Origin of the sequence: Caballeronia sp. LZ035 (assembly GCF_031451175.1) — a bacterium.
Lineage (GTDB): Bacteria > Pseudomonadota > Gammaproteobacteria > Burkholderiales > Burkholderiaceae > Caballeronia.
Genome location: NZ_JARUXS010000004.1, coordinates 187,709 through 200,977 on the forward strand (window position 1 = coordinate 187,709; position 13,269 = coordinate 200,977).

Annotated in this window: 13 protein-coding genes; 7 read left to right on the top strand and 6 right to left on the bottom strand. The window is 59.9% G+C overall.

The genetic code is table 11. From position 1 onward, the window contains the following. Window positions 1–6: 6 nt before the first annotated feature. Window positions 7–2,364 carry an anti-phage ZorAB system protein ZorA gene (gene zorA / locus QCE88_RS31200; protein WP_309909076.1) on the bottom strand — a complete coding sequence of 786 codons (2,358 nt, stop codon included), beginning with the start codon at window positions 2,362–2,364 and terminating at the stop codon, window positions 7–9. A gap of 689 nt (window positions 2,365–3,053) precedes the next feature. Between zorA and QCE88_RS31205 the strand changes: the two genes are divergently transcribed. From QCE88_RS31205 to QCE88_RS31220, 4 genes are all read left to right on the top strand, one after another. Continuing rightward, complete coding sequence (locus QCE88_RS31205; protein ID WP_309909077.1) at window positions 3,054–3,641, top strand: hypothetical protein; 588 nt, start codon at window positions 3,054–3,056, stop codon at window positions 3,639–3,641. Continuing rightward, window positions 3,634–3,930, top strand: coding sequence for a hypothetical protein (locus tag QCE88_RS31210; protein WP_309909078.1), 297 nt, complete (start codon window positions 3,634–3,636; stop codon window positions 3,928–3,930). Before QCE88_RS31205 ends, QCE88_RS31210 begins: the two co-directional genes overlap by 8 nt. Beyond that, on the top strand, window positions 3,920–5,770 hold the full coding sequence (locus QCE88_RS31215; protein WP_309909080.1) for an AAA family ATPase: 1,851 nt from the start codon (window positions 3,920–3,922) through the stop codon (window positions 5,768–5,770). Before QCE88_RS31210 ends, QCE88_RS31215 begins: the two co-directional genes overlap by 11 nt. A gap of 179 nt (window positions 5,771–5,949) precedes the next feature. Further along, a complete protein-coding gene (locus QCE88_RS31220) occupies window positions 5,950–7,077 on the top strand; it encodes an McrC family protein (protein ID WP_309910960.1) in 1,128 nt (375 codons plus the stop codon). Window positions 7,078–7,249: 172 nt separating this feature from the next. Here QCE88_RS31220 and QCE88_RS31225 read toward each other — a convergent pair whose 3' ends face one another. After that, window positions 7,250–8,167 (bottom strand): LysR family transcriptional regulator, encoded by a 918-nt coding sequence (locus tag QCE88_RS31225; protein ID WP_309910961.1) that lies wholly within the window; start codon window positions 8,165–8,167, stop codon window positions 7,250–7,252. A gap of 115 nt (window positions 8,168–8,282) precedes the next feature. On the opposite strand from QCE88_RS31225, the gene QCE88_RS31230 reads away from it, so the two are divergent. Beyond that, on the top strand, window positions 8,283–9,035 hold the full coding sequence (locus QCE88_RS31230) for an SDR family oxidoreductase (RefSeq protein ID WP_309813059.1): 753 nt from the start codon (window positions 8,283–8,285) through the stop codon (window positions 9,033–9,035). A 61-nt stretch (window positions 9,036–9,096) separates the two neighbouring features. Then, window positions 9,097–9,807: a pirin family protein gene (locus QCE88_RS31235; RefSeq protein WP_309909081.1), complete on the top strand. Its 711-nt coding sequence runs from the start codon at window positions 9,097–9,099 to the stop codon at window positions 9,805–9,807. A 92-nt stretch (window positions 9,808–9,899) separates the two neighbouring features. Here the strand turns inward: QCE88_RS31235 and QCE88_RS31240 are convergent, their stop codons facing one another. The 4 genes from QCE88_RS31240 to QCE88_RS31255 all read right to left on the bottom strand — a co-directional run bounded on the left by QCE88_RS31240 (window position 9,900) and on the right by QCE88_RS31255 (window position 12,227). Beyond that, window positions 9,900–10,196, bottom strand: coding sequence for a hypothetical protein (locus tag QCE88_RS31240; protein ID WP_309909082.1), 297 nt, complete (start codon window positions 10,194–10,196; stop codon window positions 9,900–9,902). A 168-nt stretch (window positions 10,197–10,364) separates the two neighbouring features. Beyond that, the gene (locus QCE88_RS31245; protein ID WP_309909084.1) at window positions 10,365–10,745 is read right to left on the bottom strand and encodes a hypothetical protein; all 381 of its coding nucleotides are present in this window, start codon (window positions 10,743–10,745) and stop codon (window positions 10,365–10,367) included. A gap of 559 nt (window positions 10,746–11,304) precedes the next feature. Then, window positions 11,305–11,775: an RES family NAD+ phosphorylase gene (locus QCE88_RS31250; RefSeq protein ID WP_309910962.1), complete on the bottom strand. Its 471-nt coding sequence runs from the start codon at window positions 11,773–11,775 to the stop codon at window positions 11,305–11,307. Further along, the gene (locus QCE88_RS31255) at window positions 11,772–12,227 is read right to left on the bottom strand and encodes an antitoxin Xre/MbcA/ParS toxin-binding domain-containing protein (protein WP_309909085.1); all 456 of its coding nucleotides are present in this window, start codon (window positions 12,225–12,227) and stop codon (window positions 11,772–11,774) included. Before QCE88_RS31255 ends, QCE88_RS31250 begins: the two co-directional genes overlap by 4 nt. Before the next feature lie 294 nt (window positions 12,228–12,521). On the opposite strand from QCE88_RS31255, the gene QCE88_RS31260 reads away from it, so the two are divergent. Then, window positions 12,522–12,806, top strand: coding sequence for a hypothetical protein (locus QCE88_RS31260; RefSeq protein WP_309909087.1), 285 nt, complete (start codon window positions 12,522–12,524; stop codon window positions 12,804–12,806). Window positions 12,807–13,269 lie beyond the last annotated feature (463 nt).

The window sequence follows — 13,269 nt, forward strand, 5'->3', positions numbered from 1 at the left end:
GTCGAATCAGGCCGCTGCGGGCAGACGGTCGAACACGTCGCCCAGATCGACGATCGCGCTCTTCAGCAGCCCGGTCGCCTGCGCGAGTTCCGAATGGAATGCGCTGTTGCTCTCGCGCAATGTCTTTCTGACCTGATCCGCAAATTCCTGATGCACCTCCGCGAGATCTTCGATCAGATCGTCGAGATGACCGCGCGTCGCGTCCTGCGCCTCGCGCAGCGATTTGCCCGCCTGTTCCATCGACTGGACCAGATCGCGTTTGAGCGTGGCCTCCGAGGACACCGTTTCGATCACGGTGCGCAGTTCTGTCACCATGCCCGCGAGCGTGTCGCGCACGGTGCGCTGATCCGCCAGTGCCTGCTGCACGGCCCCGAGCGATCCGTCGAGCGAAGCTGCCGCCTGGCTGAAGCGCTCGGCCGTATTCGCCACGCCGTCGGTGGCAGCCTTCATGCCCTGCAGGTTGTCGGCAAAGCGCGTCGATGCGTCGTGCAGACGTTCTGCACCCTGTCCCATGCGCTCGATGTTGCCTTGCGTCGCCGCATTCAGCTTGTCGATCGCGTTGCTCATCGCGAGGCTGCCTTGTTGCACGGCCAGCGTCACCTTGTCGATCTGGCTGGTCTGCTTGTCGAGCAAATCGGCAATCTGTGCGGCGAGTTGCGCCTGACGCCTGCCGTGCTCTTCGTGGGCGGAGGAGGTCTGTGCCTTCAGTGCATCGATCATCTCGCTCGCCTTGTCACCCAACTGGCCAATCAGACGGGACGATGCTTCCGTGGCTTCGCTCTGGCCCTTCGCCATGTTCACGCGCGTCGCTTCCATCCAGGCGTGCATCTGCTCGCTGGCGCGGGCCTGGCGCGCGGCCGCGTCAGCGTGGCTGGCATGGTTCTGCTCCTGCAATTCCTTCACGAACGACGACGCTCCTTCGCTCATCTGACGGAGCATGTCGCGCGTCATGTCCGCCGATTCGGCCTGACCGCGCGTCACGCCGTCTTTCAGATCATCGACAAAGGCACGCATCCGGGCATTAGCTTCGCTCTGTTGCGCTTCGGCTTGTGCGTGGCTTGCCTGGTTCTGGTCCTGCAGCGTTTTGACAAACGAAGCCGTGCTCTCGCTCATCTGCCGCAGCATGTTCTGCGTCAGGTCCGCCGATTCCGCCTGGCCGCGCGCCACGCTGTCCTTCAGGCTGTCGACGAAGGCCTGCATCTGCGCGTTGGCCTCGCTCTGCCGGCTCTGAATCTGCCCGAGCGCCTCTTCGACGCGTCGCGCCATGGCATCGGCGGCGCCGGTGCCGGCATCCTGGATCTGCGCGGCGAGTGCGCCGAAACCCTGCGACGCCGACTCGATGGTATTCGCCGTCTTCAGCAGCATTTCGTTCATGCCGCGCAACTGCGAACCGAACATGTTTTCCATCTGCGCAGTGAAGCTCGACAAGACATCGGTCAGGATACGGCTGACCGCTTCGCCCTGACTGTTGCCGACCGACTGCACGGCGTTGGAGATGCGCGCAAGCGGTTCAGCGAGACCTTCGGACAGACTGTTTGTGATCGATGCACCGAGGTCGCTGCTCGTCGTGCGCATGGCCTGAATCTGTTGTTGCGTGAGTTCGCCCAACACCTGTTTCAGATCGGTGACGAGCGATTCCTTCATCTGCATCGCCTGAGTGGCGGACGTTTCGGACGCTTCGACCAGGCGTTGCAAATACTCTTCACCGGCGCCAGATTCGAACAGTCCGTCGATCAGGCCGCACAGCAGGTCGAGATGCGTGTACAGCTTGTTGATCATCGACTTTTCGACGGTCGTGATAAACATGGCCAGCACGATGGCAAGGCCAGAGAGCTTGAACGCGCCGCCCACGCTCGCCACCAGCGATTCGAGACTGGTGCGGACCACGAGCGGGTCGTCGGTGATCTTGAAGTCGTTGAGGCCGAGGATCAGCCCGCCGAACGTCCCGATAATGCCAATCCCCGTCAGAATGCCGGGCAAATGCTTGTAGAACTCGGTGCGAAGAGGCGCATTGATCAGCGCCTGCTCCGTGAAGAACGTGCTCGCAATGGCGGTCGCACGCCAGCGCCCAGTTTCCGTGACGCCCGACGCATTGATCATTTTCTGCGCGTGAAGCGTGTCGCGATATTCGTCCCAGCAATGCCGCAGCGCCTCGTTCCGGATGGTGTTGCCGATCTGGTCGGCATCGACATGCCCGGCCGCCGACTTCAGTGCCGCGATTGCCCGGGTTACGCCGAGCAACTGGGCGCGCACGCGAAAGAATGGCAAAACGAACTGCCATAGAAACAATACGAACGCGACCGACAGCGAGATAAAGACGAAGTAATGCAGAAAATGCGAGAGCGAATCGGACGATAAGTTCATGAACGCACGGAACCTGGGTTACCAAAACACTAGCGCATCAAAACGCAGCGATCAGGCGAGGCGCGGATGAGCAGGCGCCATCGCACGGCGACGAGCGTGGTAGATGCGATCGACGTAAAACGATGGACGCAGTGCAGCGAATGTCGCCGCCAGCAAACGCCCCGGCTGGGGATGGGTCAGGTACTCACGGTGTTTGGTCTCTCGGTGTCTGTTTCTATTTTTTGTGCGCAACAAAAGTCAAATAACAGGGTTTCGAGCAGATTGGTCTGACTGCGATTCTCACGGTCCGCGGCAAGTTCGAGCAATGCCTTGAAGCGCGGAGAAACCCGGAAACTGACCGATATTCTTTTCTTGATCATCCCATCCCCGCTTGCATAGCGAAGTACTATACACACGAATTTTCAGGTTGTAACAGGATGTTACAAAAAGTTTCCGACTGATTTGTGGATTAGCGCTTACACAGCACTTTCTGATCAAGTTTCGCGCCGAGTTGCCGAAAATACTTGTCTGCGAGGCCGGTATTCACCCGATCGATGCAATGAAAATAATCAGAACGCGTAAAGGGCGGTAGCAGAATGGATTGGCTTGAAACAAGAGAGACGCTCACGCACGCATTCGCCACCGTCGGAACGGCGTCGCAAGCGGAGTCGGGGTATTTCAGATTTCAACGGAGAATCGGGAGTTCGTCGGTGACAACGATCGCTGTATATGGCGAGAAGATCGGCACCAATGCGATTGAAGTCGCGTTCAACGTCGAGGCGGTCGCGGCTGCGATCAATCACGATGCGGCGCAACTGCAAGCCTGGGTCGAAGCCCGCCGGGCCGCGACCGGCCGCCAGGTGCACGAGAACGCGCGCTATGGTTACAAGCGCGTGGGCATCAGCTCGGAAGACGAACTGGCGGCGTTCCTCGATGCGTGGCGCGAACTGACGACGCCCGTTGCAGTCGCCAACCCGCGTCCGGCACGGACGACCGGCGGCTTCATCTCCGTTCCGTTCTATGTCGAGGGGAATGGTTCGAAGACTTTCTTTGCGCCGGCATTGAAGCATCCGAAGGGATATCAGGTCGGCAGGAAAGGAGAAGAACAGTACATCAGCGACTACTGGGAGGCGCTGGCCTTTCTCAAGGGCATGGCCTCGCCCGCATTCCGCCGCCCGAACGGGAACGGCAACCGAGGCATTGTGACCTGCCAGCCTGGCAATGCCGAAGACGTCAGCCTGAGATATCTGCAAGAGCAATTGGCGCAAACGGATGCTGCGGGAGGCCACCGTGGCTGATCACTTCGTGCGTGTTCCCTTCTATCGGGAAGACAGTGGCAAGAAGACCTTCTTCCTTCCAGACTGCCGCCTGTCCGGCGGCTATGAAATTGGTGCGCGCCGAAGAGATAAAGAAAGAGGCATCGAGGGTTACTGGACAGCCCTCGACAAGCTGCTGGCGATGGAGCAGCCGCGCTTCCGACGGCGCAACGAGCGCGGCAATATCGGCACCGTGACGTGCCAGCCGGGCGACGTCGAAGAAGTGAGCCGCAGTTTCATCGAGCAGGAGCGTACAAAGCATGGCGGCTGAAGTCGACTGGCCACTGTGGCACGCCGCGCTCGACCTGCTCGACGCGAACTTTCATTTTCGGTCGGTGCGTGACACTGCGCCGACTCGTCGGTCGTATCGGCTCGAACCGAATGCGGCTCCGATCGATATCGAGTTCAAGAACGACGTCATCGCCATCGAGATGGCGCTGGCCGTGCCCGGACTGTCGCACTGTCTTCTGGCTCACGACACGGACGGGGCGTCGAGTCACCGTTATCGAATCGTCAAACTTGCCGATCTCGAACTGGCGATCAGCCGAATGAAAGGCCAGTCGCCTGTGTCGGTTCCGAGCCCAACGTCAACTGCCCTTCCCGATTCCGCACCTGAACACCGCATGAAATCACCAACCAACACGATCCTCTTCGGGCCGCCCGGCACGGGTAAAACCTATCGGACCGCCGAAATCGCAGTCACGCTCTGCGATGGCTCCGCGAGCCTCTCACGCGAAGCGCTCATGGCCCGCTACGAAGCCCTGCGCCGCGAAGGACGGATCAACTTCGTGACCTTCCACCAGTCCTACGGCTACGAAGACTTCGTGGAAGGCTTGCGCCCGAACGTCGGGAATGGCGGCCAGATCTCCTACGACATCCAGCCAGGCGTGTTCCGCATGGTGGCCGATGCCGCCCGGCTCAACACCGTCGTCCGTTCGGGACTTCACGGCGCGCCAGTAAAGGAGCGCACCGTCTACAAGATGTCGCTCGGCGCGGTCGGCTGGGCCAAGAGCAGCGCCATGTTCAACGCGTGCATCGAGAAGGGTTACGTGCTGCTCGGCTGGGGCAAGGACATCGACTTCTCGGAATGCGATACGGAAGCCCAGGTCCGCGAGCGGGTCAAGGAGGAACGGCCGGAAGACAATCGAATCAATTCGCACACGCGCTTCGTCAATGTGTTCAAGAACGAAGTCCGATTGGGCGACTTGATCATCGTCTCGAAGGGCAATAGCGCCTTCCGTGCAATCGGGGAAGTGACGGGCGAGTACGAGTATCTCGAAGAAGGTGTGTTTGCCAATCATCAGATGCGCCCGGTCCGATGGCTTGCAGTGCTCGACAAGGCGCACGACGTCAGCGAAATCTACGACCGCTCGTTTTCGATGCCGGCGCTGTACCGGCTCAACTCGGGTTTCATCAAGACCGAAGCGCTCGACGCGCTCGTGCAGGCGCAGCGCACGGCGAGCAATCTTCCTTATGTGCTGATCATCGATGAGATCAATCGCGCCAACATCTCCAAGGTCTTTGGCGAACTCATTACGCTGCTCGAACCGGACAAGCGCGAAGGCGCGTTGAACGCGGTGACGGTCAGGCTGCCCTATTCGGGCGACGACTTCAGCGTGCCGCCTAACCTGCATCTCATCGGCACCATGAATACTGCCGATCGGTCGATCGCGCTGCTGGACACGGCCTTGCGGCGCCGCTTCGAGTTCGAGGAATTGCAACCGGTATATACAGCGTTGTCGGAGCGCGTGATTGCTGGCATCGACCTCGGGAAAATGCTTGAGGCGATCAACGAACGTGTGGAATTTCTCTACGACCGCGACCATACGATCGGACATGCCTATCTACTCGGTTCCGCCAGTATGGAAGATCTCGACCGCGCGTTCAGGCGAAAGATTATTCCGCTGCTTCAGGAGTATTTCCATGAAGACTGGGCCAAAGTACGGCTTGCGCTCAACGACACGAGCGGCGGTTTCATTCAAACGAGCAATTGGCTGCCGAAGGGCATGTCGGAGGAGCGTGACGAGGTCGAGATGCGCACGCGCTTTCGCGTGAATCCCGAACCTTTCGGGTTGCAGGCGTACATGAATATCTACCAGTATTCGGTGTGAACCTTCTCTCTGTTCGTGAACACGGCAAGATTCGCGTCGGTTCGGCCGATTTGGATCAGGGGCGAGCCTTCGTGTCGGCCAGGGCGGCTTCGCAACTCACGTCACTCAAGAAGCAATACGGCTTCGAAGTGTTCAGGTTTGTCAACGCCACAACCATCGCGGCGCAGCAGTACGTCGGCGTGCTTCAGACTGAATCGCAGACTATCGAGGTCTTGCCGAAAATCGCTGGCGAGGACAATCAGGTGCGCCGCAATCTCGTCGGCATGCTCAACGTCGCGCTCGACCTGGAGATAGGCGAAGGCGAGATGGCACGCGTCCGAAAACAGACGCAGAGTTTGCTGGAAGTGCTCATCCGCCTCTACTGTGACAAGCTGTCCGAGCAATTGCGCCGCGGCCTCGTGCGACGCTACGAAGCGCATGAAGAGAATCTCGCATTCGTGCGCGGCCGCCTGTCGATCGCGGACCAGACACGAAGGAACGCCGCAAATCCTGAACGCCTGTATTGCCGTTTCGAGGAGTTTCGGGAAGATAACCCGTTGAACATCATTCTGAAAGCGTCGCTCCGAATGCTGCTGCGGCATTCTCGTTCGTCCGGCAATCAACGTCTGCTCTCGGAACTGCTGCTTGCGTTCGAAGGCGTCAGTGATTGCTCGATCGCGTCGCTACCCTGGTCACGCGTGCGCTTCGACCGACTCAACGAGCGCTACCAGCCGGTTTTCAGGCTTGCGCGGATGTTTCTCCACCAGACATCGCCCGATGTCACAGCGGGCAACGCACACGGCTTCTCGTTGTTCTTCGACATGAACGTACTGTTCGAGCAATACATCGGCCGAATGTCATTGCCTGTGCTGCGAAAGCGCGGGCTTCGCGGACGGCTTCAGGGCCCCCGAAAATATGTGGCGAACGACATGGCCGAAGCGAAACCTGTATTCGCGATGAAACCCGATCTCGTCGCGACAGAAGGCGCGCTGGCAAAACTGATCGTCGATACGAAATGGAAACGCTTGTCGCCGGAGGAGTCGAAGGAAGGCGTCGCGCAGGCGGATCTTTATCAGATGTACGCCTATGCGCACTGCTATGGCTGCACGACGATGCTGCTTCTTTATCCGCACGATGTTCAGCTCGGCAACGAACCCGGCGTCCGGCGGCGTTTCCGGCTCAACAGCGCGGCGCGTGGGACCCATGCTGGCGAGGGCGCGGTGCTGAGTATCGCGACCATCGACCTTACGGATCTGCGCATGGTTGCATCGCAACTCAACAAGCTTTTCGACATGCCCTGCAGTATTCTCCTTGCGCCCGCACCGTGACGACATTCGGCCGGTTTCCGGCTAGCTCGCTGCTTCATTCGACTGAGTACCATCAAGGTGTCACGGACGATGAAATGCCCACACTCGGCAAGAATGAACGTCGCTTCCTGGCTTTATTTATTGGCCGATGGTCTCCAAAAACACTCGCCACCAGGTTCGTTCATTCCGCCTCCTACAACACCTGATTCCAGACTGGCGCAGACAGATGCTGCGCGAAGTAATCGGCCAGCGCTGTGACCTTGGCCGGTCGCGCGCGCGCCGACGGCGTCACGAAAAACAGTCCGCCTCTCGTCAGGTGCCAGTCCGTCAGAATCGATTCCAGGCGTCCGTCCGCCAGATATTCACCCGCGATGAACTCCGGCAGTTCCGCTATGGCGAGCCCTTCGAGCAGCATGGGCAGCAGCGCGTCGGAGTTGGTCACCCGCAGCGGACCGACGGGCGTAATCGGCTCTTCGTCGCCTGCATCGTTCACGAAACGCCACACGTCGCTGCGCGCGCGGTACGCATAAGACAGGCATGGCCTGTCGACGAGCTCACGAGGATGCATCGGACGACCGTGTCGCTGCAAATATCGGGGAGACGCGACGACCAGTTGCGACATCGGACACAGGCGTCTGGCCACCAGCGACGAGTCCGGCAAGGCGGCGATCCTCAACGCCGCATCGAAGCCTTGCGCCACGATATCGACCGTGGCATCGGACAGATGCAGGTCGATCGACACCTCAGGACAGACCTCGAAGAAGCCCGGCAATAACGGCGCGACCCAACGCAAGCCGAACGACATGGGCACGGCCAGACGCACGAGGCCACGCGGCTGAACCGACATCTCACGGGCCGCGTTTTCCGCTTCCTCGGCTTGCCGGTAGATGTCTCCGGCTTTCCCGGCGATCGTTCCGCCGAACTCGGTGAGCGCAAGTTGCCGCGAGGTCCGATTGAACAGCCGCGCGCCCAGCCGCTCTTCCAGCCGCGCGACACCCCGCGAGACAGTAGCGACCGACACGCCCATGGCCCGAGCCGCCGCCGCAAAAGAGCCCTCCTCGGCCACCTTGGCAAACATCGCCAGCCCTTCAAAATCCGGGAATCGGTTCATTTCATTTTTGCAATGATGGTTTGCAGGCGATTCTATTTCGAAAAGATCGGTGCGTCGATATTCTTCTCCCATCGCTTCAACGAAGCACTCAACCGAACGCTCAAGGAGAAACACCATGGCAGGCAAGCTCGAAGGCAAAATCGCTCTCGTCACCGGCGGCACCAGCGGCATTGGCCTCGCGACGGCCAGGCGCTTCGCGGCAGAGGGCGCGCATGTGTACATCACCGGCCGTCGCCAGGCTGAACTCGATGCGGCCGTGGTGGAAGTCGGCAACGCGACGGGTGTACGCGTCGATTCGTCGAAGCTGGAACAGCTGGATGCGCTGTATGCGCAGATCCGTGAGGAGCAAGGCCGGCTGGACGTGTTGTTCGCCAATGCAGGTGGCGGCGCGATGATCCCCCTCGGCGAAATCACCGAGGCGCACTACCACGACACCTTCGACCGCAACGTGAAAGGCACGCTCTTTACCGTGCAGAAGGCATTGCCGCTTCTGTCGAAAGGCGCATCGGTCATCCTCGCCGGGTCGACGACGACCATCGAAGGCACGGCGGCGTTCAGCGTCTATTCGGCATCCAAGGCCGCGATCCGCAACTTCGCGCGCAGCTGGATTCTCGACCTGAAGGACCGCGGCATCCGCGTCAACACCATCAGTCCCGGCGCGACCAAAACGCCCGGTCTGGTCGAGCTTGCCGGGCCGGACGCTACCCAGCAACAAGGCTTGCTGGATTACCTCGCGTCGCGCATCCCGCTGGGCCGTGTGGGCGACCCGAACGAGATCGCTGCCGCGGCGCTGTTCCTGGCATCCGACGACGCGAGCTTCGTGAACGGCGCAGAGTTGTTCGTCGACGGCGGTCAGGCGCAAGTCTGAGGCGGCTTCCTGGTGTGGCAAGGCGAGACTGCCTTGCCATACGCGTCTGACGAGGAACGCCATGATCGAGCACCGCCCCTTTGAAACGCTCGGGCGTATCGAGCGAGACTGGCTCGACGCGCGCCTGCATTTTCGCTTCGGCGAGATCGGTCGGCCGGAGCACTCGGCGCTCGGCCCGCTGTATATCTGGAACGACGATACGTTCGCGCCGCAGTCAGGCTTTGGCATGCACGCGCACGCGAACGTCGAGATCGTGAGCCTGGTGCGCTCGGGCGCGATCACGCACGAGGACAGCTTCGGCAACACGGGTCGCATCGAGGCAGGCAATGTCCAGGTGATGAGCGCCGGACGCGGTATTCGGCATGCCGAGCGCAACGAAGAAAAAGAGCCCGCGCAGCTGTTTCAGATCTGGTTGACGCCGCGCACTCGCGACGCTGAACCGCGATGGGCCCGGCGAAGTTTTGGTCTGGGCCAGACTGAGGCAGGCTTCGTCATCGTGGCGAGCGGTGCATCCGCCGACGTTGACGCCGGCGCTCTACCGATAGATGCCGATGCCCGCCTGCTGGTCGCGGACATGCGCAATGGACAATGCCGTGCGCGCGCTTTGGCGAAGGATGCGCAGGCCTATCTCGTGCCCATGACCGGGCGCATACGAGTGAACGATGTCTGTCTCGCGGCGCGCGATGGCGCGGCGGCGCGCAACGAGGCGGCGCTGTCGATCACTGCATGCGACCACACACGCATCGTGCTTCTTGAAACGCTCAACTGCTGATGCGTCTTCGGGACAGCGCTGGCACTTATCGAGGCGGAGGAAAAGCGCGTCGCATTGACGTATGCTGACGCATCGTCTCGTTCAACGCGCGCTCATGAACCTCTCTTTCGACGCGCGGAGCTGCCGCCCTGTGCGCCATCGATCATGCGTCCGTCGTCAAGCCCGAAGAAGAAAGTATGTCCGTCTTCTGCGGTGGATCGCTCATATCGGCGCTGTGCTTCTTTCGCCGAGATGATCTCGCCTTTGTATTCGAGGTTCGGGTCACCAACGGAGAAGTCGCCACGGCGAAAACACCACGACCGTGAATCGGCGAGTTGCGGACTGCGATGCGGCGCATGATGAACACTCTGGCGTGGGACGAAACGAAAAATCTGCGTATGCGTCTTCATACCGAGGGCATGCCGGCACAGAGAGAAAGCGAAGGCTGCCCGCCGCCTGTCTTACTTGGGAGAGAATCAAGTTGCCGACCAGGATTGAACCCGCGTCCTACGCGGGCTTTCGATTCGACGCCCGTGTGAAGTGACAACCGCTGCATGTTTGACCCGCGCCCGCGCCCCTCAATACGCCCACCAGCCAGGCCCCCACAAGCCCCAGTTCCAGGCCGCGTTCTCGTTCATTTCGGCGTTCATGCGTTCCTGATCGAGGAAGCTCTGTTGTAGTTGGTCGCGCTTGAAGGTATCCCATGCAGTTTCGTCGCCGATGTACAAGCACCCACATGCATAAGGGTCTGCGTACACGAAGATTGGCCTGCCGTCCTTGATCTTCTGGACCACGCGATTCGGCGGCAAGGTTTTCAGTTGTTGGCGCTGTTGGTCCGTCGTGACCGGGACGATGTGGAACCCGGCGGCTGACAAAAGATCGTCTTTTTGAGTGGCGCGCTGGGCCGGGGTGGCGCATGCCGTCATCAGCAGGCATGCAGCGAGAGCCGTCAAATGCATAGGCCATCTGCGAATCATGATTCACCTCGAATTGGATAGACAAACAAGATCCACAGACTAACGAGAGATGCTTAGGTGAGAATGACAACCGATCGAGGCAGCTACGCGGGCGTGTCACGCATCTTTCGGTCTTAGAGATTACTGTCCGCTCGAGCTATGCGCAGAACGATCACTTTTCCTGCGAGACGGAGCCCTTTTCCATGCGCATGTAGCTCAGAAGTCAAAGGTGCTCGGAAAGGAACGCCGCCTCTTCGCGTCAGGGTTGGGTGCACAAGTTCAAAGCTCGCGCGGCACCACGAATCCGTCTCGCTCCCGCGAGCGGCGTATTAGAGTACAACGACCAGTCGTGATACCACCATTCGATTCTGCTCTGGCCTCTCGTTCAGTCAAGGCAAAGACGACACGCTTGTTCTCAACCGCAACATCACTCCTCCACTCCGGCGATTCCCCGTCGCTTGCGCGTGGATCAAATGAGCTCGATAGATGGCCTTGGCTTGCTCAGTCAGAATTCTCACCTTCGTCCGTAGTTCGGTCGCACCGACTCGACTGTCATGCTCGATCACGGACGGGCGAGTAAGCGCAAGATGCGCGGATCGTGCCGCACATCGATCACCGCCTCAACGTTGATTTCGCCTACATCCGCATGTACAGGGTTGAGGAGGTAGTTGTATGCATATGGCATCACCGCGCTGGGTACTTTGAGCAAGGCCGTTGATCCGCTTTCGAGCCATTCGCTGCCTGCGGATTGTGTGTACGCTGCGTCCTCCCTCCAATTCCCAGGTAAAGCGGCCTCGCCCAATTCCGCAATTCCAACCTCAACGCCAACTGCGACGCGAAGAAGTCGATACGTGTCGGGGAGATCCGCCGTGGAACGGATTTCTTGATGCACCAGCGTTTCCAACAATGCGCCGGCGGGATGTTCGGCCAGGTAGACCACTGGTCTACCCGCGAAATGCCAGCGGCCAGGAGCACGCAGACCGCCTGTGCCCTTCAAGTCAGCGTAGTTGCTGATTCTCCACAGCACCATCAGGCGAAATATCCCTCGTCGATCTGCACCAGTGCAACCTCCACGAGACGAGCGCCTTGCTCGGTCGCCGCCATCTCGAGAGCGGTGCGGCCCTTGAAACGCTTTTGCGGATTGCGCAACCAGCCCAACGCCTTGTCGTTGCCTCCGAACGCCGTATTCGCCTGTGCGACGATCCGCGCCAGACGAATAGCTCGGTCCGACTCCTCGGTCGAGAGACGTTCATGTTGCTGCCGACGATGCGTCAGCGTGCGTCGCGGAATGATGAAGACGAGTTCATCCGCCTTTAAACCTTGGGCCACCAGGCGATCAATCACATCGATGTTGACCCGCTCACGCGCCAGCCCGGCTAGATCCGCGTCATCCTGGACGCGCGCATCCAGTAGCTCGCCGAGCAGCGCGAATTCGGCTCGTCGGACGTTACCGCCCCCCGTTGGCGTAAATGCAATCGTCGCCATGGAACCTCCGTTCGGCAATATGCCGATCTATTATAGGCGTTTTGCCGAACTAACGGCAACCAGTTGAGCCAGCCTCAGGCTCACTACGATGCTCGCCTTTCCATGCCAACCCACTGATTTATCGACCATTTCAGCTTTATATTTCCTCGATAATGTCAAACGGCGCCTGTCGAGAGTCCATATTCAGGGAACACCACCTGCTAAGCCGCGGCGATTGGTCGACCGCAGAGGCAACGCCGATGCAATCCGGCCCGAATTCTAGGAGCAGCTATCGCGACTGAACCAGAAGATATCGTGAAGATGCTCGTGACCACGATTGAGCGCGAGCTGGGCGGACGCAAGGTATCCGCGTCCGGCACCTATGAACTGCTGACGTTGGTGGAGTCGATCTACAACGACGCCAAGGAGATCGGCCGCGCCGAGGGCTGGCTGACAGGCTCGCTCGCCGCTACGCAAGTGAGCGAACAAGGTGTGCGAATGCTTATGCCCGCAGAGGGTATCGAGGCATTCCGAGCCTACGTCGCGAGAGAAATGTCGGAGCTGCTCGGCCAGCGACCGACCGAACCGGGCGGCGGCTAACAAAATTCGATAGCAAGTATTTTGTAACCTCTAGGAGTTCAACCGATGCGTTTGTACAGTCTGTACTCGCTACCTGCCAACGTCTACCCGTCATCCGGCGCAAGCCTTGCCTCATAGCCCTGGCCGCCGTGCAAGACGCCCACGATCGAGACGACTTCCGTCTCCAACGAGGTAAATCCTCGCATGATAGGAGCCCCGCAGGTGGGTGCACCTGCCTGACTTCTTTTTCTCTATACAGCACGGATTTGCCCTACACGATCGACCGGCGGCGGGCGATCGTCTGATCCTTGCGGTACATCGGCTCCCGTAAGTCAACCTCGATGTTTGAGACCACAACGGCTTCGGGCCGTTCATGACGTTGACCGCATCAGGCGCCAAACAGTCTCCGCTCAGACTCTTATGTTCGGATGCAAACATACTGCAACCCATCCGCTTCTCCACAATTCCATGAAGCTCGACAGAT